The following is a 21,023-nucleotide window of genomic DNA, read 5'->3' as shown; positions in this document are numbered from 1 at the left end:
CCTATCCCCTGTGTGCCTTGGCAGTCTCAGCGGAGTAGTACCGGAGAGAGGGCACACCGAGCCTAGGCGAGGTGCCGAGTGGTGGGGCAAGAGCCCTTTTGGTTACTTTTGGGGCTCTTTTCCAAAAGTGACCCGCTGTAAGAGCGGAACCCATATCAGCCATCACCCAAATAACGGATATACACCCAACCCCCAAAACCACCCCACCCAAGATTTTTTCAACCCAAGGGGAATAAACCCAAACCCTCGCCCGTTCTATCCCCAGAACATCTTCAACGAGGGCAGTACGATGGACCTCTCCACCCAAGCGCAACCCCTTGATTTCACAGCGCTGGCCCACACGATGGGCGACACCGCCCCCTGTGGCGAGAACGTCGAATACGACCCCGACTTCCTCCTGCTGGAAGAAGAAGCCCTGGGCAAACCCGAGGTCCAATACGGCGACACCATCACCCAGGCCATCGAGCCCAACTGGAAACTCGTCGCGTCCCTGGCCTTGCCCCTGATGCAACGCAGCCGGGACCTGCGCCTGGCCATGTGGCTCACCCGCGCCGAGCTCAACCTGCATGGCATCCACGGCCTCAACGCCGGCCTGGGCCTGATCGAAGCCCTGCTGACCCACTGCTGGGACGGCCTGCACCCACAGCTCGACCCGAACGACGACCACGACCCCCTGCTGCGCATCAATATCCTGGCCTCCCTGTGCGAACCCACCGGTTTGTTGCGCGACCTCCTCGACACCCCACTGGTCAGCGCCCGCAGCCTCGGCCAATTCAGCCTGCGTGACCTCGACCAGGCCAGCGGCGAGCAGGGCAGCAGCGACACTCTGGCCCTTATCGATGGCGCATTCGCCGAAGCCGATCCCGACACCCTGCGTGGCATCGAAGCCGCCCTCACCGAAGCCCTGCAACGCAGCCAGCACATCGAACAACGCCTCACGGAAAACGTCGGCGTGGGGCGCGCCATTGACCTCAGCGGCCTGGCCAACGTACTGCGCCGCGCCGCCGAAGCCGTACGCCGCCGCTTGCCTGAAAGGGAAAGCCCGGCAACCAGCATCGACGCTCACCCGGCAACCGCCGCAGCCCCACAGCCGGCCAGAGGCGAGATCAACAACCGCGAAGACGCGCGCCAGGCCATCGACCGCCTGTGCGCCTATTTCAACACCCACGAACCCGCCAGCCCCGTGCCGTTCCTGCTGCAGCGGGCGAAGAAACTGATCGACAAGAACTTCATGGAATTGCTGCAAGACCTCGCCCCCGACGGCCTTGCACAACTGGCGCTGGTCAGCGGTATCCGCCCCGGCAACGACTGACCTTCCCCTATCAACCCTCACACTGGAGCTATCCCGTGGCCAAAGAAAGCAGTCAAAAGTTCATCGCTCGCAACCGCGCACCACGCGTCCAGATCGAATACGACGTGGAAATCTACGGCGCGGAAAAGACCGTGCAGTTGCCCTTCGTCATGGGCGTGTTTTCCGACCTCTCGGGCAAACCCGCCGAGCCGTTGCCGCCGGTGGCCGAGCGCAAGTTCCTGGAAGTCGATATCGACAATTTCGACGACCGCCTCAAGTCGATGAAGCCACGGGTGGCGTTCCAGGTGCCCAACACCCTGACCGGCGAAGGCAACCTGCCGGTGGAGATCACCTTCGAAAGCATGGACGACTTCACCCCGGCCGCCATCGCCCGCAAGGTGCCGAGCCTCAATCAGTTGCTGACCGCCCGCAGCCAGTTGTCGAACCTGCTGACGTACATGGACGGCAAGGTCGGCGCTGAAGAATTGATCGCCAAGCTGTTGAGCGATCCTGCGGTGATGCAAGCGCTGAGCAGCGCGCCCCAACAACCCGAGTAATTGATTTTTTGCTGACTCTGCCGGTGCCTCGTTTGCCCCGGTACGGGGACGCTTTTGCCCAAAATTCAAGGATACCGTCATGTCCACTACGCAATCGGAACAGTCAGGACTGCCACAAGGCGCCGCCGCCTTTGATGCCGGCGACTTCGCCAGCCTCCTGCAAAAAGAGTTCAAGCCCAAGACCGACAAGGCCAAGGAAGCGGTGGAAACCGCCGTGCGCACCCTGGCCGAGCAGGCGCTGCAAGGCACGCACCTGCTGTCCAATGACGTGCTGGGCACCATCGAAGGGCTGATCGCCGCCCTCGACCAGAAGCTCACCGAGCAGGTCAATCACATCCTCCATCATGAGGAATTCCAGGGCGTGGAAAGTGCCTGGCGCGGCCTGCATTACCTGGTCAACAACACCGAGACCGACGAGTCGCTGAAGATTCGGGTGATGAATATTTCCAAGAACGAAGTGCACAAGACCCTGCGCAAGTTCAAGGGCGTGGCCTGGGACCAGAGCCCGATTTTCAAGAAGCTCTACGAAGAGGAATACGGCCAGTTCGGCGGTGAACCCTACGGTGCGTTCGTGGCCGACTACTACTTCAACAACAGCGCGCCGGATGTGGAGCTGCTGACCCAGATGGCTCGGGTCAGCGCCGCCGCCCACTGCCCGTTGATCACCGCCGCCGACCCCAGCGTGATGCTGATGGAGTCCTGGCAGGAACTGGCCAACCCGCGGGACCTGACCAAGATCTTCCAGACCCCGGAACACGCCGCCTGGCGCAGCTTCCGTGCCAGTGAAGACTCGCGTTATGTGGGCCTGGCGATGCCGCGCTTCCTGTCCCGCGCACCCTATGGCGCCAAGACCAACCCGGTGGAAGATTTCGACTTCGAAGAAACCACCGACAGCGCCGGCTCCCGGGATTTCACCTGGGCCAACGCGGCCTACGCCATGGCCGTGAACATCAACCGCTCGTTCAAGCATTACGGCTGGTGCTCGCAGATTCGCGGCATCGAGTCCGGGGGCGCGGTGGAAGGCTTGCCGGTGCACACCTTCCCCACGGATGACGGTGGCGTCGACATGACCTGCCCCACCGAAATCGCCATCAGCGACCGCCGTGAAGCGGAGCTGGCGAAGAACGGTTTCATGCCCCTGGTGCACAAGAAAAACAGCGACCTGGCGGCGTTCATTGGCGCCCAGTCGATGCACAAACCCGCCGAGTACGACGACCCGGACGCCACTGCCAACGCCAACCTGGCCGCGCGCCTGCCGTACCTGTTTGCCACCTGCCGTTTCGCCCACTACTTGAAGTGCATCGTGCGCGACAAGATCGGCTCGTTCAAAGAGCGCAACGACATGCAGGTGTGGCTCAACAACTGGATCGGCCGCTACGTGGAGCACAACCCGGCCACTGCCACCGACGCCGACAAGGCCCGCAAACCCCTGGCCGGCGCGGAAGTGGTGGTGGAAGAGATCGAAGGCAACCCGGGTTACTACGGCGCCAAGTTCTTCCTGCGCCCGCACTACCAGCTCGAAGGCTTGACCGTGTCCCTGCGCCTGGTCTCCAAACTGCCGTCGACCAAGGCTTCCTGATAACACCTTCCTACCCCAACCAAGGTACTGACCATGATCCTGCTTAACTTCAAAGGCAAACAAATCAAAGGCACTTCCACTGTCGAGGCGCACAAGGACTGGATCACCATCGACGCGATCCAGATGGGCGTCGGCCGGGCGATTTCCACCAGCGGCGGCGGTGCCGACCGTGACACCAGCAACCCGTCGTTCTCGGAAATCTCCCTGACCAAGGCCACCGACCTGGCCTCGGCCGACCTGTTCATGGAAGCGGTGTGCGGCAAGAGCCTGGGGGATGCCGAGATCCACTTCATCCAGACCGGCGGCCCGGACAAGAAGCAACAGGTGTTCCTCAAGATCATCCTGGGCAAAGCCATCATCAGCTCCTACTCCGCCAGCAGTAACGGCGAACGCCCGAGCGAAACCATCTCCATCAACTTCACCACCATCAGCTACGAGTACGACTCCTTCACCGGCGACACCGTGATCACCGGCACACCGAAGAAGTGGGACCTGGAAGCCAACGCCAAAATCTGACCCCGCTGCCGCCCCCCCTGTAGGAGCCGGCTTGCCGGCGATGAGGCCGTTGAACCGTTCGGTGTTCTCGAGATGGCCATCGCCGGCAATCCGGCTCCCGCAAGGTGGCGCGTTCAAGTGATGGAGATTCATATGACCCCGATTCAAGGCCAACCCCATGGCTGAACTCACCAGCCGCGAACGCCTGCAGCCGTCCTTGCTCGATCGCCTGAGCGATGACGACACCGAACACGCCGTGGAGCCCCGTGACAAGCGCATCTTGTCCATGACCGGCCTGCGCAAGGCGGTGCTGCGCGATCTGGGCTGGCTGCTCAACAGCACCAGCCTGGGCAGCTTTCGTGAGCTCGGTGGTCACCCCCTGGCCGCGCAATCGGTCATCAATTTTGGCTTGCCGGATTTGTCCGGCAAGACCGCCGCCGGCCTCGACCGTGAAGAACTGGCCCGGCGCATCCGCCAGGCCATCTGGGATTTCGAACCCCGGATCCTGCGCGACAGCCTGCGTGTGGTGCCGCTGGGCACCAGCGCCATCCCCAACCAGATGGCCTTTGAAATCCACGGCGAACTCTGGGGCCAACCGCTGCCCGAGCGCCTGTACCTGAAGACTGAACTGGACCTGGAAGCCGGTGAAGCCAGGGTCTTCGATATCGAGACAAGGGACGTGCGGTGAACGCCAAACTGCTGCGCTATTACGAACGTGAACTGGCCCACCTGCGGGAAGTCGGCGGTGAATTTGCCCGTGACTACCCCAAGGTGGCCGGCCGCCTGGGGCTGGAAACCTACGCGTGCGCCGACCCTTACGTCGAGCGCCTGCTGGAAGGGTTCAGCTTCCTGGCCGCGCGGGTGCAACTGAAAATTGACGCCGAGTTCCCGCGCTTTACCAATCACCTGCTGGAGCTGGTGTACCCGCAATACCTCGCGCCCACGCCGTCAATGGCGGTGGTGCAATTGCAGCCGGACATGAGCGAGGGCAGCCTGGCCGCCGGCTTCAAGGTGCCGCGTGGCACGGCCCTGCACAGCCAGTTGGGCAAAGGCGACCAGACTGCCTGCGAGTTTCGCACCGCCCATGACGTGACCCTGTGGCCGGTGGAGCTGGCCGAGGCGCGGTACTTTGCCTGTGGCAGCCAGGTCGCGGGCATCGACCTGGCGCGCCTCGGCGGGGTGAAGGCCGCGCTGCGCCTGCGGTTGCGCGCAGGCGCCGGGATGACCTTCAGCGACCTGGCCCTGGACACGCTGGCGCTGCACATCCGTGGCGGCGAAGCCTTGCCTTCGCGCATCCTCGAACAAATGCTGGCCCAGGCCGCCGGGGTGCTGGTGATGCCGGTGCAGGAGCATGTGGACTGGCACCAGTTCCTGCCCAGGACCGCGATTCGCGGCCTCGGCTACAGCGACGAAGAAGCTTTGCTGCCCACCGGCGCCCGGTCGTTCCAGGGCTATCGGTTGTTGCAGGAGTACTTCGCCATGCCCCAGCGTTTCCTGTTTGCCGAGCTGGGCGGGCTGGCCAGCAGCGTGAGCCGCTGCACCGCGGAACAACTGGACGTGATTGTGTTGTTCAAGAAGCTCGACCCGCTGCTGGAACAGAACCTCAACGCCGCCAACTTCGGGCTGTATTGCACCCCGGCGATCAACCTGTTCCCGATGCGCACCGAGCGTGTGCACCTGTCGGACCAGCAGTCGGAATACCACGTGATCCCCGACCGCACCCGGCCGATGGACTACGAGATTTACCAGGTCGAAGGCGTCACCGGTTATGGCAGCGGCGCCGAGGCGAGCCAGACGTTCGAGTCGTTCTACCGGGCCAACGACCTGCATGCGCGCACGCCGCCCAAGGCGTTTTACCAGGTGCGCCGGGACACGCGGCTGCTCTCGGAACAACAACGCCGCCAGGGCCCGCGCTCCAGCTACATCGGAAGCGAATTGTTCCTGTCCCTGGTGGACGCCCAGGAGGCGCCGCACCGCAGCAGCCTGCGCCAATTGGGCATCGACACCCTGTGCAGCAACCGTGACCTGGTGCTCAGCATGCCGGTGGGCAGCGGCAAGACCGACTTCAGCGTGGAGTCTGGCGCGCCGGTGCAGGCCGTGCGGTGCGTGGCCGGGCCCACGGTGCCGGCGCCGTCGTTTGCCGAAGGTGAAACGGCCTGGCGGCTGGTCAGCCACTTATCCCTCAACTACTTGTCGTTGCTCGATCAGGACAAGGAGCAGGGCGCCAGCGCCTTGCGTGACCTGCTGCGCCTGTATTGCCGGATTGACGACGAAGCCGCCCACAAGCAGATCGAAGGCCTGCGTTCGGTCAGTGCCGAAAGCATCGTGCGCCGTCTGCCGTTGCCGGGGCCAATCACCTATGGCCGTGGCTTGCAGATCAGCGTGACCCTCGACGAATCAGCGTTTGAAGGCAGCGGCGTGTTTATCCTCGGTTCGGTGCTGGAGCAGTTTTTTGCCAAATACGTGTCGCTTAATTCCTTCACTGAGACGGTGATCAAAGGCACCGCCCGTGGGGTGATCATGCAGTGGCCGGCGAGGGTGGGGCGATGCGAGATCCTCTGAGCCTGCTCAGCGCCCTGGAAGCGCACCCGGCGCGGTTCGATTTTCACGGGGCCCTGCGTCAGCTGGAGTGTGCCTTCCCGCACCTGCCACGCATCGGCCAGGCGGCGCGCCCGGCGGATGAAGCGGTGCGTTTCGGCCAGCAACCGTCCCTGGCATTCGAGCCGGCAATGATCGCCAGCCTCACGCCGGGCGCCACGCCGAAACTGCTGCTGAATTTTTTCGGTTTGCTGGGGGCGAACGGGCCGTTGCCGATTCACCTGAGCGAATACATTCGCGACCGCCAGCGCAACCTCAATGACCCGACCCTGGCGGCGTTCTGCGACGTGTTCCATCACCGGCTGATCAGCCTGTTCTACCGCGCCTGGGCCAGCGCCCAGCCGGCCGTGAGCCTGGACCGTCCGCAGGCGGACCGCTTTGCGCAGTACCTGGGTTCACTGATCGGCATCGGCATGCCGTCGCTGCTGGGCCGCGACACGGTGCCGGACGTGGCCAAGCTGCATTTCGCCGGGCGCCTGGGCCCGCAGACCCGCAATGCCGGTGGCCTGGCGGCATTGCTGACGGACTACCTGCAAGTGCCGGTGCAGGTCGAGCAATTCGTCGGCCACTGGATGACCTTGCCCGCCGATGGCCTGTGCGCCCTGCGCGGCGGGCCCGACGCGCCGGTGTTGGGCCAGACCACGGTGATGGGCAAGAAAGTCTGGAACACCCAACACAAATTCCGCCTGTTGATCGGCCCGCTGGACCTGGAACAGACCCGCCGCCTGCTGCCGGGGGGCGACAGCCTCAAGCGCGTGCAGGACTGGGTGCGCCAGTACGTCGGCCTGGCCATGGACTGGGACGTGAACCTGATCGTCAAGAAAGAACAACTGCCTGGCTTGCGCCTGGGGTCTGCGCCGTTGGGCTGGACCAGTTGGCTGAGCAGCAAGGCGCCCCTGGCGGATGACCGGCAATTGCTGATCAACCCGCGCATTTCTCACACTTCTCAAGGACCTGCCCATGGCTGATATCAGTCGCGTCGCGCTCTTCGGCAAACTCAACAGCCTGTGCTACCGGGCGATTGAAAGCAGTACCGTGTTCTGCAAGATGCGCGGCAACCCCTACGTGGAACTGGTGCACTGGTTGCAGCAGATCCTGCAACTGACCGACTCCGACCTGCAGCGCCTGATCCGGCATTACTCGCTTGACCCGGCGGTGCTGGCCCGTGACCTGACGGCCGCCCTGGACCGCCTGCCCCGTGGCTCGACCTCGGTCACTGACCTGTCGTCCCAGGTGGAGGAGGCGGTGGAGCGCGCATGGGTCTACGCGACCCTGATGTTCGGCGAGTCCCAGGTGCGCTCCGGGCATTTGCTGCTGGCGCTGCTGAAAACCCCGGGCTTGCGCAATGGCCTGTATGGCGTGTCCCGGGAGTTCAACAAGATCGGCATCGAAGACCTGAGCGAACAATTCTGCGCACTGCTCAAGGACTCGCCCGAGGCGCAGATGACCGCCAGCGATGGTTTCCAGGTGCCCGGTGAAGACACCGGCGCCCTGGCCCCGGCGGCCATGGGCAAGCAGGAAGCGCTGAAGCGCTTTACCGTCGACCTCACCGCGCAGGCGCGAGATTCGAAGATGGACCCGATCGTCGGCCGCGACGAAGAGATTCGCCAGGTGATCGACATCCTGATGCGCCGGCGCCAGAACAACCCGATCCTGGTGGGCGAGGCCGGCGTGGGCAAAACCGCTGTGGTCGAAGGTTTTGCCCAGCGCATCGCCCGGGGCGACGTGCCGCCGAGCCTCAGGGACGTGCAATTGCTGGCCCTCGACGTGGGCTTGCTGCAGGCCGGGGCGAGCATGAAAGGTGAGTTCGAACAGCGCCTGCGTTCAGTGATCGACGAGGTGCAGGCCAGCGTCAAACCGGTGGTGTTGTTTATCGACGAAACCCACACCCTGGTGGGCGCCGGCGGTGCCGCCGGGACGGGCGATGCGGCCAACCTGCTCAAGCCTGCGCTGGCCCGTGGCACCTTGCGTACTGTCGGCGCCACCACCTTTGCCGAGTACAAAAAGCACATCGAAAAGGACCCGGCCCTGACCCGGCGTTTCCAGACCGTGCAGGTCGATGAGCCGGACGAAGCCCGCGCGTTGTTGATGCTGCGGGGCATCGCCCAGACCATGCAGCAGCACCATCAGGTGCAGATTCTCGACTCGGCCCTGGAAGCGGCGGTGCGTTTGTCCAACCGCTACATCCCGGCGCGCCAGTTGCCAGACAAGGCTGTCAGCCTGATCGACACCGCCTGTGCCCGCGTCGCCATCAGCCTGCACGCCACGCCAGCCGAGGTGGATGACAGCCGCCGCCGGATTGAATCCCTGGAAACCGAACTGGCGATCATCGAGCGCGAAACTGCGATTGGCGTCGATACCGTCAGCCGTCGCGCGTCCGTCGAGGCGTTGTGGGTGACTGAGCGCGAACGCCTGGATGGGCTGGAAAGCCGCTGGGACAACGAACTGGCACTGGTGGAACAGATTCTGCGCCTGCGCAGCCAACTGGCAGACGCCACCGAGGGTGAAGGCGGCCTGGCGGAGTTACGTCAACTGCAGGACGAACTGGCGGCGCAGCAGGGCGAAAACCCACTGGTGCTGATCAGCGTCGACGAACAGGCGGTGGCCTCGGTGGTGCAGGACTGGACTGGCATTCCGGTAGGCCGCATGGTCAAGAACGAAATCGAAAACGTGCTGCGCCTGGCGGATCGCTTGTCCCAGCGCATCATCGGGCAAAACCACGCCCTGGAAATGATCGCCCGGCGCATCCAGACCTCCCGCGCCGGCCTCGACAACCCCGGCAAACCGGTGGGCGTGTTCATGCTTGCCGGCACCTCCGGCGTGGGCAAGACCGAAACCGCGCTGGCATTGGCCGAGTCGTTGTATGGCGGTGAACAGAACGTCATCACCATCAACATGAGCGAGTACCAGGAAGCCCACACCGTCTCCACCCTCAAGGGCGCGCCACCGGGTTACGTGGGGTACGGCGAGGGCGGTGTGCTGACCGAAGCGGTGCGGCGCAAGCCCTACAGTGTGGTGCTGCTGGACGAGGTGGAGAAGGCTCATCCGGATGTGCACGAGCTGTTTTTCCAGGTATTCGACAAGGGCTGGATGGAAGACGGCGAAGGCCGGATCATCGACTTCAAGAACACCCTGATCCTGCTCACCACCAACGCCGGTACCGCGTTGATCAGCCGCCTGTGCCGCGACCCGCAGGCCATGCCCGCGCCGGATGACATCGCCAGGGCGTTGCGCGAGCCGCTGCTGGAAGTGTTCCCGCCTGCCTTGCTCGGGCGCCTGGTGGTGATCCCGTATTACCCGCTGAGCGACGCCATGCTCGGCAGCATCATCCGCCTGCAATTGGGCCGTATCGCAAAACGCATCAGCGAAGGCCACAAGATCCCGTTCACCTTCAGCGACGAAGTGGTACACCTGATCGCCAGCCGCTGCACCGAACTGGAAAGCGGCGGGCGAATGATCGACGCGATCCTGACCAACTCGATGTTGCCGGCCATCAGCACTGAATTCCTCAACCGCCTGCTGGCGGGCACGCCGGCGACGCGGGTGCAGGTGAGCGTAGACGCCGGTGAATTTGCTTACGTGTTCGAGGAGCAGTGAACTAAAGAAAAAACTGTGGCGAGGGGGCTTGCCCTGTGGTGAGGGGGCTTGCCCCCCGTTGGAGTGCGCAGCGCTCCCGCCTTTTTTGGGGCCGCTACGCAACCCAGCGGGGGACAACCCCCCTCGCCACAGAGATAAAGCAGACAGCACTCAGCGGCGCCACGGAATAAACCCGTGCGCCCGGCTGTTGTGTCTACGTTCCTCAACTCTCAGGGAGACACACGATGCCCCGGATCAATAGTGCATTCAGCTGCCGCAAAGTGGACTTTCAAGCATTCCGCGAAGCCCTTGGCGAGGCCGGCATGCTGGCGGAGTCGCCCGCCGCGCAGGAAGTCATTGCGACCATGAACACCATCAGCACTGCACGCTCCAACGACACCCCGCAAGAGCAAGCCAAGGTTGCGTATTTCGCCGCCTATGAGGGCGAGGACGCGGTGGGGTTGATGGTGATGTTCAAGGAAGGCCCCACCTGGAAGATCGAAGACGTGTTTGCCGGGGTGGCGGGCAGCGGGCTGGGCTCGACCCTGGCGGCGTTTGGCATGGACTACGCGATCAGTGACTACGGCAACAAACCCAACTGCGAGATTCGCCTGACCTCCCTGGATGCGGCCTCGTGTGCGTTCTGGAAAAAGATGGGCTTTGTGATGCTGCCCGGGGTCGCGAGCGGGCACGGCGGCATGATTTACCGCGTGCCCAACTCCCGCCCGACCACACCGCTCTAGGTAGAAAACCACCATGGCAACCACCCAAACCCGGCGCGAAATCCAGGTCACCAGCGTGCTCGGCGCCGATGTGCTGCTGTTCCGGCGCATGCAGGCCCGGGAAGGCCTGTCGCAGCTCAGCGAATACACGCTTGAGCTGTACAGCGAACGCGCCGACCTGAATATCGACGACCTGCTGGCAACCCAGATGAGCGTGGCGGTGGACCTGCCCAAGGGCGGCAGCCGCTATTTCAGCGGGCACGTCAGCCACTTTTCGTTTACCGGACGCCAGGGCCGTTTTGCCACGTACAGGGCGGTGTTGCGTCCGTGGCTCTGGTTTTTGACCCTGGCCACTGACTGCCGGATATTCCAGGAACTGAGCGTGCCGGACATCCTCAGGCAGGTGTTCGCCCCGTACACCATCGCCGATGTCGATACCTCGGGCCTGAGCGGCAGCTACAAGGCGCTGACCTACTGCGTGCAGTACCGCGAAAGCGACTTCAATTTCGTCAGCCGCCTGATGGAGCAGGAGGGCATCTACTACTTCTTCAAGAGCGCGGCCGGGCGCCACACCCTGGTACTGGCCGACTCTTATGGCGCCCATTCACCGGCACCGGGGTATGCCCAGGTGCGCTTCATGCCCGCCGAAGACCACACCATGCGCGAGAGTGAAGTGATCTACGACTGGCGCATGAGCGGTGACGTGGAACCGGGTGGCTACACCTTGCAGGATTTCGACTTTGAAAAGCCGTCGGCCAACCTCTTGGCCAAGTCCACGCTGGCCGGCAGCTACCCGCAGGCGCGCCACGAACGCTACGACTATCCGGGCAAGTACACCGGGCGCAAGCAGGGCGAAACCTATGCGCGCACGCTGATCGAGTCCCTGCACACCGGCACCCAGCGGGTCACCGGTGCCACCCGTGCCCGGGGCTTGTTTCCCGGGGCACTGATGACCCTGACCGAACACCCGCGCAGCGAGCAGAACGCCCAGTTCCTGTTGCTGGAGGCGCGTTATGCGTTGTCCTCGGACACCTACGAGCCGACACCACCGGCCCATCCCGCGCCGGTGCTGACCTGCGAGTTCACCGCCTTGTCCAGGCAGCAGCAGTTTCGCGCGCCGTGCAGCAGTCGCAAACCGCTGATGCAAGGTCCGCAGACCGCCAGGGTGGTGGGCAAGCAGGGCGAGGAAATCTGGACCGACAAATACGGGCGGATCAAGGTGCAGTTCCACTGGGACCGCGAGGGCAAACAGGACGAAAACAGCTCGTGCTGGATTCGCGTAGCCCAGGGCTGGGCCGGCAAACGCTGGGGCAGCCTGTTCACCCCGCGCATCGGCCAGGAAGTCATCGTGAGCTTTCTGGAGGGCGACCCGGATCAGCCGCTGGTCACCGGCAGCGTCTACAACGCCGAGACGATGCCGCCGTACACCCTGCCGGAAAATGCTACCCGCTCGACGCTCAAGAGCAACTCGTCCAAGGGCGGCGGTGGCTACAACGAGCTGCGTTTTGAAGACAAGAAAGGTGCGGAGCAGGTGTTCCTGCACGCCCAGAAAAACCTCGACCAGCGCGTGCTCAAGGACTCCCTGGACTGGGTCGGTGGCGACCGCCATTCCAAGGTCGACCAGGACCTGCGGGAAAAGATCGGAGGCGACCGGCACTCTTCGGTGGGCGGGCATCGCAATGAGAAAGCCACCGGCGATGTCTCGATGTCGGCCGGCACCAACATGATCATCAACGGCGGCCTGAAAACCGGCGTCACGGCCGGCATGGACATGTACATGAAGGGCGGCATGAACGTGGTGATCGAGGCGGGGGCGACCATCACCCTGAAAGTCGGCAGCACCTTCCTGACCCTCACGCCGGCCATGATCATCGCCTCGACCATTCCGATCCCGCTGCCCGAGGCCGCCTCTGCGGCGACTGCGCTGGCGCTCACCGCTGCCACCGGCCCTGCCGGGGTGCCGCTACCACCGAAGGAGGCCGACGATGGCAAGTAACCCCGTGAATTTGATTCTGCTGGTCCGCAGCTACCGCGATCAAGCCATGCCCGGTGACGTGATCTGCCGGTTTACCGACGCCGGCGGTTCGATTGGCCGTGGCCCGGACAACGACCTGACCCTGGACGACCCGGGCAAATACATCTCCCGCATCCACGCACGCATCGAATGGCGCGGCGAGCAGTTCTACCTGACCGACACCGGCAGCAACCCCAGCCTGGTCAACGAACGCCCGCTGGGCAATGGCCGTGAGCGGGCGCTGGAGGAGGGCGACCGCCTGGTGATCGGAGATTACGGGCTGGAAGTGCGCCTGGAGCAACCGCTGGCCGAGGTGCAGGACGACGCCCTGGCCACACGCATTTTGCCGCCGTTGTTCGTGCCGCCGCCTGCGCCCGTGGCCGCACCGTTGCCACCGCTGGAGGTGTATCGCGAGCCTGAGGTGGTGGCGCCGGTGGTGCTGCATGACGCCCTGGCCGGGGCACGGATTCTGGAGGGTGAGTCGTTGTTTGACGGGGCCGTGCCGCTGTCTGACCCGCTCGGGTTGAACCTGGCAGGACGGGTGGAACCGCTGTTTCGCGGCACCGAAAGCGACCACGTGGCGCCGCAGATGCAGGCGTTTGTGATGCCGGTGATGCAGGTGGAAGCGCAGGTGATCCCGGAGGACTACGACCCGTTGCTGGGTGTCTCCACACTCCCTGTAGGAGCCGGCTTGCCAGCGATGGACGTTAACGATGACGCGGGCTTGCAGGATGAACGTGTCGCGCTTGAGCCTTTCGCGAGCAAGCTCGCTCCTACAGAAGAGCGGGCAGTGCCGACCGGGGACGACGCCGTCTTCCAGGCCCTGCTCCAAGGCCTCGGCCTGGAAAACCTGCACACCACCCGCACCCCCGTCGAACTCGCCCACCTGGTCGGCGAAATGCTCCGCACTGCCACCGGCGGCACCATGGCGGTGCTGATGGCCCGCGCCTTGACCAAGCGCGAAAGTCATATCGACATGACCATGATCGGCGCCCACTCCAACAACCCGCTGAAGTTTTTCCCCGACCCCCACAGCGCCCTGACCCAGATGCTCACCGCCGATTCCCCGGCCTATATGCGCCCGGTCAAGGCCATGGGCGCGGCATTCGACGACCTCAAGGCCCACGAACTGGCGGTGATCGCCGGCATGAAAGCGGCGCTGGGCGCGGTGGTGCAGCGTTTTGACCCGGCCCGGGTCGAGCAACGACACACCACCCACGGCGCCCTCGACAAATGGATGCCGGCCCGGCGCAAGGCGCGCTTGTGGGACCGCCTGGTGGAGCGCTACGAGGACCTCGCGCGGGATGCCGACGAGGACTTGCAGCGCCTGTTCGGTGAGTTGTTTTCGGTGGCTTATGAAGAGCAGGTCGCGCGGTTGCGCACCGGCCAATGAGAAGAATTTATGTCCTGGAATAACAAAGTAGTCTGGTCCGAAGGCATGTTGCTGCAACCCCAGCACCTGCAACAACACGACCGTTTTTTGCAGGCCCAGCTTGAAGCCCGGGTCGGCACCTTGCGGGCCTACGCCCATGGTTTTTCAACGCTGCACATCGACCCGCAGCAATTGGCCCTCGGGAAGTTGTCGTTGCTGTCCTACAGCGGCGTGTTGCCCGATGGCACGCCGGTCGGCCAGCCGTTCGACGATGAAATGCCGCTGCCCCTGGAGATCCCCGCAGACGCCCGTGACCTGAAGGTGGTGCTGGCGCTGCCGAGCCTGCGCCCCGGCGTGGCCGAGGTCGACGACAACCCCGGCTTCGAAAACTTCGCCCGTCACCGCAGCAGTGAGTACGAAGCCTGGGACAGCAACGGCCTGGACAGCAGCGCCCTGATGAGCATCGGCAAACTGCGCCTGCGCCTGGCGTTTGAAGGGGACGTGGCCGATGCCTACACCACCCTCGGCATCGCCCATGTGGTGGAAAAACGCGCCGACAAAACGGTGGTGCTCGACCGCGATTATTGCCCGCCCTGCCTGGACATCCGCGCCGCCGAGCGCCTGGGCGCATTTGTCGACGAATTGCTCGGCCTGTTGCAGCAGCGCGGTGAAGCCCTGGCGGCCCGCCTGAACCGGCCGGACGGCAGCGGCGCGGCGGAGATTGCCGACTTCCTGCTGCTGCAAGTGCTCAACCGCAGCCAGCCGTTGGTGCGCCACCTGGCGGCCATGCGCGGCCTGCACCCGGAGCAGTTGTACCGCGACCTGACGGCCCTGGCCGGCGAACTGGCGACCTTTACCCAGGCCGACAAGCGTGCTTCGGCCTACCCGGTGTATCGCCATGACGCGTTGGCCGAGACCTTCGCCCCGGTGATGCTCGACCTGCGCCGCTCGCTGTCGACGGTGATGGACGCCCGCGCCATCGCGATTCCCCTGGAAGAGCGCCAATACGGGATTCGCGTGGCGGTATTGCCCGACCAGGAGTTGCTGCGCTCGGCCACGTTCATCCTCGCGGTGCAGGCGCAAATGTCCGCCGAGAGCGTGCGCAACGGCTTCCCGCCGCAGGTCAAGATCGGCTCGGTAGAGAAGATCCGCGACCTGGTCAACCTGCAACTGCCGGGCATCGGCCTGCGCCCGCTGCCGGTGGCGCCACGGCAACTGCCGTTCCACGCCGGCTTCACCTATTTCGAACTCGACCGCAGCAGCGACTATTGGCAACAGCTGAGCAATTCGGCGGGGTTTGCCATGCACATCGCCGGGGTCTTCCCGGGGCTGGACATGCAGTTCTGGGCCATTCGGCGCTAAGGCAAGGTGACTGACGTGAATGACACTTTCGATAGCACCCAGGACCCGGACCGCACCCTGCTGATCCCTACGCCGGGCGGGCGGCGGGTTGCGCCTGCGGTGGCGCCCGTGGCCGACGTGCAGAGCGCCGCCGTGGTGCTCAAGGGCCTGGGCCTCAACCCGCTGGTGCGGGCCGCCAACCTGTTGCTCGACCTGGTGGTGCCACTGCGCATGCTGACCGCCATGCCCGACATGGAAAGCCTGCGCCAGCGGCTGATCCAGGCGATGCAGGCCTTCGAGGCCCAGGCCCGGGCCAGCCAGGTCGACGTCGAAACCGTGGCGGCGGCGCGTTACGCGCTGTGCACCCTGGTGGACGAAACCATTTCCAGTACGCCGTGGGGCGCGGGAGTGTGGGGCAGCCGTAGCCTGTTGGTGACCTTTCACAATGAAGCCTGGGGCGGCGAAAAATTCTTCATGATTTTGCAGCGCCTCAGCCAGGACCCGCGCACCCACATCGACGTGCTGGAGCTGATGTATTTGTGCATGGCCCTGGGGCTGGAAGGGCGTTACCGGGTGCTGGACCGCGGCCTGGATCAGCTGGGCCTGTTGCGGGAACGCTTGCTGCAACTGATCAACCAGCAACGCGGCAACCGTGAGCAGGACCTCTCGCCACGCTGGCGCGGCGCCGAAGCGCCCCAGGCGTCGATGTTGCGCCAGGTGCCGGTGTGGGTGCTGGCAGCGGTGGCGTCGGTGCTGCTGCTGAGTGCGCAGTTGACCTACAACTGGCTGCTTAACCGCGCTTCCGATCCGGTGTTCGCGCAACTGGGGGCGATCCGTGTGGTGTCGCCGCTCAAAGTGGCGGCGCCCGCCACGCCTGCGCCGGTGCGCCTGTCGGGGTTCCTCGCGCCGGAAGTCGCCCAGGGCCTGGTCACGGTGAAAGACAGCGCCGACCGCTCGGTGATTACCCTGCGCGGCGACGGTGTATTCGCCTCTGGCAGTGCCGAAGTGGCGAGCAATTTCGACGGTTTGCTGGCCCGCATTGGTGATGCGCTGGCGACGGTGCCGGGGGATGTGGTGGTGGTCGGGCATACCGACAATGTGCGGCCTTCGGCGACTTCGCGGCTGGGTTCCAACTTTGATCTGTCCCAGGCCCGGGCCAAGACCGTTGCACGCTTGCTCGCGCAACGGGCCGGGCCGGCCGAGCGTTACCGCAGCGAAGGCCGGGGTGAAACCGAACCCTTGGTGCCCAACGATTCAGCGGCCAATCGTGCACGCAACCGCCGTGTCGACATCACCGTGCTGATCCCTTCCCAGGCGCAATAGACCATGAACCTGTCCTCGTTTTTTTCGTTGTTATGGTCGCCGGTGGAGCGCTTCATCCTGTGGTTGCTCAAGCCTTGGTTGCTGTCGCTGATCGGCGTGGCGCTGTTGTCGCTGCTGGTGTGGTACGAAGGCCCGCTGCTGGCGTTCAACGGCAGTGAACCGTTGGCCCCGGAAGCCCGGCGCTGGGGCTTGATCAGCGTGTTTGTGCTGGTGTGGGCGGGCTATTTTGCCTGGCGGTTGTGGCGTGCCTGGCGGGCGAATCGCGGGTTGATGGCGGGGGTTGCCGAAGCGCCGGCGGGGGTACGCGAGTCCCAGGCCGAAGTGAATGAACTGGGCGAGCGCATGCGTTCGGCCATGGCGGTGCTGCGCAAGGCCAACCCCGGCTGGAAGATGAGCGGGCAGTACCTGTATCAGTTGCCGTGGTACATGTTTGTCGGCGCGCCGGGCAGCGGCAAGACCACCGCGCTGACCCATTCCGGCCTGCAATTTCCCCTGCGCGAAGCCATGGGCTCCGGGGCCATCGGCGGGGTGGGCGGCACCCGGCATTGTGACTGGTGGTTTACCGACGAAGCGGTGTTGCTCGACACGGCGGGGCGCTACACCACCCAGGACAGCTACACCGAAGTGGACAAGGCGGCCTGGGGCGGTTTCCTCGACCTGCTGAAAAAACACCGCCGCCAGCGCCCGGTCAACGGGGTGATCGTGGCCCTCAGCGTCAGCGACCTGTTGCAGCAAACCGAAGCCCAGCGCCAGGCCCAGGCCTTGGCGATTCGGGCGCGAATCAATGAGCTGTATGAACGCCTGGGCCTGCGGTTTCCGGTGTACGTGATCATCACCAAGTGCGACTTGCTGGCGGGCTTTTCGGAGTTTTTCGAGACCTTTGGCCGGGAGGAGCGGGCGCAGGTATGGGGTGTGACGTTCCCGCTGCAACAAGACCCGAAAGCCGACAGCAGCCTGGCGTCGTTCCCCGCCGAATTCGATGCCCTGGAACGCCAGCTCCAGGGCCGGGTGCTGGAGCGGGTGCAACAGGAGCGGGACTTGTCGCGCCGGGCCTTGCTCTACAGCTTCCCGCAACAGTTCGCCAGCCTGGGCGAGGGGCTCACGCGGTTTCTCAACAGCGTCTTCGAGGCCAACCGTTATCAGGAACCGGCGCTGCTGCGGGGCGTGTACTTCACCAGCGGCACCCAGGAAGGCAGCCCGATTGACCGGGTACTCACCGCCCTGGCGGCGTCCTTTGGCCTGGGCCGCAAGGTGCTGGCGCCGAATGTCGCCAGTGGCCGCAGCTACTTCATCACCCGATTGCTGCGGGAAGTGATCTTCAAGGAGGCCGGGCTGGCCGGCGTCAACCATCAGGAAGAGCGTCGCCGCCGCTTGCGGGCGCGGGGCGGGCGGATCGTCGCCGGGGCGGCGTTTGTCCTGCTGTTGCTGGGCATGACCATCAGCTACAACCGCAACCTGCAATTGATCGCCGACTCGGCCACCGCCGCGACCAACGTCGCGCAACTGGCCAAGGAACTGCCGGCCGAAGGCGACGTGCTGGTGACCTTGCCTTTGCTCAATGCCGCCCGCGCGCTGCCCGGTGGCTACAGCGAGGGTGACACCAGCGTGCCGCTGCTCAGCCGCATGGGCCTGTACCAGGGCAACAAGCTGGGCGCGGGCGCGGTGACTTTGTATCGCCGCCTGTTGCGCAGCACCTTGCTGCCGCACATCGTGGCGAACATGGAAAACGCCCTGCGCCGGGGCGACGCCAGCAACCAGGAGTTCCTCTACGAAACCCTGCGCGCCTACCTGATGCTGGGTGAGCGGCAGTTCTTTGATGCCGCGTCTGTGCAGGCGTGGGTCGATGTCGATTGGCGTCGCGAGTTGCCCCAGGCCACCCCGGCGCAGTTGCAGCAATTGTCCGATCACGTCTCGGCGCTGCTGGAAGCCGACGATGAAGCTGAACCGGTGTCACTCGACAGCGCCCTGATTGCCAAGGTGCGCCTGGCCCTGGCGAGCATGCCGCTGTCCCAGCGCATCTATAACCGGGTCAAGCGCCAGGTGGATCAGGAGCATTTGCCCGAACTCAGCGTGAATGGCGCGGTGGGCCGGGATGTGTCGTCGCTGTTCACCCGGGTCAGCGGCGAGCCGTTGTCCCGTGGGGTCAGCGGCGTGTACCGCATCGCCGGCTACCGCGAGCTGACCGACAAGACCCCGCAAGCCGTGGCTGACATGGCCAAGGACAGCTGGGTGCTGGACCGCCAGGAGTCGGCGCAGATCGCCGGCGGCAGCGCTGCCATGCAAGCCGCGGTGCTGGAGCTGTACTACGCCGATTACATCCGCCAATGGGACACCTTCCTCGCTGACGTGCACCTGGTGCCGTTGACCAGCCTCGGCCAGGCGTCCCTGGTGACCAACGTACTGGCGGCAAACGATTCACCGCTGCGCGCGTTGCTGCTGGCGGTGGCGAAGGAAACCACCCTGGAAGGCGCATTGACCTCGGCCGCCAGCAAAGACACCGACCAGCGCGTGCGCGACAAAATCGCCGCCGCCACGCAAAAGCTCCAGGCGGCCCTGGGCAACGACGCCCCGGCCCCGGCGACGGATGCCGGCGCAAACCCGGTGGACCAGCACTTCGCCGCGCTCCATCGCCTGGTGGGCAACGGCACCCGCCCGCAACCGGTGGATGAGGCGCTGGCTGCGCTGAAAGACGCCGGCCAGTACTTCGACAGCGCCGATGTCGCCCGCCGCAGCGCCGCGCCGGCACCCACCGGTGAAGTGCTGGAGCGTTTGAAACGTGCCAGCGACACCCAGCCGGCACCGTTGTCGACGTTGCTGCGGGAGGTGCAATCCGGCGGTGCGGCACTGACCCTGGGCAACGAAAAGGCCCGGCTGAATGCCTTGTGGGAAGCCTCCGGGGCACCGTTCTGCCGGGCGGCGATTGCCGATCGTTATCCATTGGTGCGTAGCTCCAGTCGTGATGCCACGGCCGATGACTTCGGCAAATTCTTTGGCCCGGGCGGGCTGATGGATGATTTTTTCAGCAAGAACCTCGCGGCCTATGTCGACATGAGCGGCAGCCAATGGCGCTGGCGCTCCAGCGGCGTGACGCCGTTGAATATCTCCCAGGACGTGCTCAACCAGTTCCAGCGCGGGGCGCGCCTGCGGGACATGTTCTTCGTGGCCGGGGCACGCCAGCCGTCATTGCGCTTTGACCTGAAAACCCTCAGCGCCGACCCGGCGTTGACCAAGGTCACCCTGGACATCGACGGCCAGCCGGTGGTGTACGACGCGGGCAACGTGGCGGACTTCACCAGCATCAGCCTGCCGAGCGGCAAGGCCGGCGGTCTGGTGCGGCTTGAAGCGACCCCCGCGCTGGTCAGCCCGCTGCGAGCCGACGGCCCGTGGGGTTGGCTGCGGATGATGGACAAGGCGGCGGTGAGTGCCCAGGGTGAGTTGCTGCAATTGACGTTCACTGTGGAAGGGCATCGGGTGGTGTATCAACTGCGGGCCAGCAGTGTGATCAACCCGTTCCGGCGTGATGCGCTTGAGGCGTTTCACTGCCCGACGACGTTATAGGGATTGGGCATGGATCAGCAGTTCACGGGGTTTTTCGGCAAGGTTCCCAGCCATGGGGACTTTGTCAGCCGACGTTTGCCAGAGGCTTTTTTGCGGCCTTGGGATACGTGGCTGCAGAACGGTTTGCAGCACAGTCGCGAGCGGCTGGGTGAGCGCTGGCTGGAGGTTTATTTGTGCAGTCCGGTCTGGCGCTTCGCCTTGGCGGCGGGAGTGTGTGGCGATCAGGGCTGGGCGGGTGTCATGTTGCCCAGTGTGGATCGGGTCGGGCGCTATTTTCCATTGACGGTGGCGGTGGCGGTGGCGAGCGAAGACGTACCGCCGTTCGCGCGGCTTGAGCAGGATGCCCAATGGTACGCGCAGGCCGAACGGTTGGCGCTGTCGACCCTGGTTGAGGGGTTTACGATGACTGCGTTTGATTCGGCGCTCAAGGCATTGCCGCCGCCGTCATCCCTTATACGGGTGGAAGAGGGCGCGGCAGGGCATTCGTTGTTCTGGACCGAGGGCTCGCCGTTGCTGGCGCCCTCGACGGTGGACGTTGCTGGCTTGCCTGGCGCCTCGACATTCGTCGATATGCTGGCGGGGCGCAGCCAGGAGTGA

The 21,023-nt window shown here is 64.7% G+C and carries 15 protein-coding genes; all 15 read left to right on the top strand.

All coding sequences use genetic code 11. The annotated features are described in order from the left end of the window. Positions 1-289 precede the first annotated feature (289 nt). The gene (gene tssA / locus MUM_RS0124520) at positions 290-1,312 is read left to right on the top strand and encodes a type VI secretion system protein TssA (RefSeq protein ID WP_010175163.1); all 1,023 of its coding nucleotides are present in this window, start codon (positions 290-292) and stop codon (positions 1,310-1,312) included. Between the two features lie 35 nt (positions 1,313-1,347). Next, on the top strand, positions 1,348-1,848 hold the full coding sequence (gene tssB, locus MUM_RS0124515; protein ID WP_010175161.1) for a type VI secretion system contractile sheath small subunit: 501 nt from the start codon (positions 1,348-1,350) through the stop codon (positions 1,846-1,848). 79 nt (positions 1,849-1,927) lie between these two features. After that, on the top strand, positions 1,928-3,427 hold the full coding sequence (tssC, locus tag MUM_RS0124510) for a type VI secretion system contractile sheath large subunit (RefSeq protein ID WP_010175159.1): 1,500 nt from the start codon (positions 1,928-1,930) through the stop codon (positions 3,425-3,427). A gap of 33 nt (positions 3,428-3,460) precedes the next feature. After that, the gene (locus MUM_RS0124505) at positions 3,461-3,943 is read left to right on the top strand and encodes a type VI secretion system tube protein Hcp (RefSeq protein WP_010175157.1); all 483 of its coding nucleotides are present in this window, start codon (positions 3,461-3,463) and stop codon (positions 3,941-3,943) included. Between the two features lie 157 nt (positions 3,944-4,100). Continuing rightward, positions 4,101-4,610: a type VI secretion system baseplate subunit TssE gene (gene tssE / locus MUM_RS0124500; protein ID WP_010175155.1), complete on the top strand. Its 510-nt coding sequence runs from the start codon at positions 4,101-4,103 to the stop codon at positions 4,608-4,610. Next, positions 4,607-6,484 (top strand): type VI secretion system baseplate subunit TssF, encoded by a 1,878-nt coding sequence (gene tssF / locus MUM_RS0124495; RefSeq protein ID WP_010175153.1) that lies wholly within the window; start codon positions 4,607-4,609, stop codon positions 6,482-6,484. The genes tssE and tssF overlap by 4 nt, the downstream gene beginning before the upstream one ends. Further along, positions 6,469-7,488, top strand: a complete 1,020-nt coding sequence (gene tssG, locus MUM_RS0124490; protein WP_032882152.1) for a type VI secretion system baseplate subunit TssG — start codon at positions 6,469-6,471, stop codon at positions 7,486-7,488. The genes tssF and tssG overlap by 16 nt, the downstream gene beginning before the upstream one ends. Then, on the top strand, positions 7,481-10,117 hold the full coding sequence (tssH, locus tag MUM_RS0124485) for a type VI secretion system ATPase TssH (protein ID WP_010175148.1): 2,637 nt from the start codon (positions 7,481-7,483) through the stop codon (positions 10,115-10,117). Before tssG ends, tssH begins: the two co-directional genes overlap by 8 nt. Positions 10,118-10,341: 224 nt before the next feature. After that, the gene (locus tag MUM_RS0124480; RefSeq protein WP_010175146.1) at positions 10,342-10,839 is read left to right on the top strand and encodes a GNAT family N-acetyltransferase; all 498 of its coding nucleotides are present in this window, start codon (positions 10,342-10,344) and stop codon (positions 10,837-10,839) included. A gap of 13 nt (positions 10,840-10,852) precedes the next feature. Beyond that, positions 10,853-12,814, top strand: coding sequence for a type VI secretion system Vgr family protein (locus tag MUM_RS0124475; RefSeq protein WP_010175144.1), 1,962 nt, complete (start codon positions 10,853-10,855; stop codon positions 12,812-12,814). Continuing rightward, the gene (tagH, locus tag MUM_RS0124470) at positions 12,804-14,225 is read left to right on the top strand and encodes a type VI secretion system-associated FHA domain protein TagH (protein ID WP_010175142.1); all 1,422 of its coding nucleotides are present in this window, start codon (positions 12,804-12,806) and stop codon (positions 14,223-14,225) included. Before MUM_RS0124475 ends, tagH begins: the two co-directional genes overlap by 11 nt. Positions 14,226-14,234: 9 nt before the next feature. Further along, positions 14,235-15,566: a type VI secretion system baseplate subunit TssK gene (gene tssK, locus MUM_RS0124465; protein ID WP_010175140.1), complete on the top strand. Its 1,332-nt coding sequence runs from the start codon at positions 14,235-14,237 to the stop codon at positions 15,564-15,566. A gap of 15 nt (positions 15,567-15,581) precedes the next feature. Then, on the top strand, positions 15,582-16,868 hold the full coding sequence (gene icmH, locus MUM_RS0124460; protein ID WP_010175137.1) for a type IVB secretion system protein IcmH/DotU: 1,287 nt from the start codon (positions 15,582-15,584) through the stop codon (positions 16,866-16,868). Between the two features lie 3 nt (positions 16,869-16,871). Beyond that, positions 16,872-20,426, top strand: coding sequence for a type VI secretion system membrane subunit TssM (tssM, locus tag MUM_RS0124455; RefSeq protein WP_010175136.1), 3,555 nt, complete (start codon positions 16,872-16,874; stop codon positions 20,424-20,426). A 9-nt stretch (positions 20,427-20,435) separates the two neighbouring features. After that, entirely contained in the window at positions 20,436-21,023 is a 588-nt protein-coding gene (tagF, locus tag MUM_RS0124450) for a type VI secretion system-associated protein TagF (protein WP_010175135.1), read from the top strand.

This window comes from Pseudomonas sp. PAMC 25886 (assembly GCF_000242655.1).
Classification (GTDB): domain Bacteria; phylum Pseudomonadota; class Gammaproteobacteria; order Pseudomonadales; family Pseudomonadaceae; genus Aquipseudomonas.
This window is presented reverse-complemented; position numbering and strand designations above follow the sequence as displayed.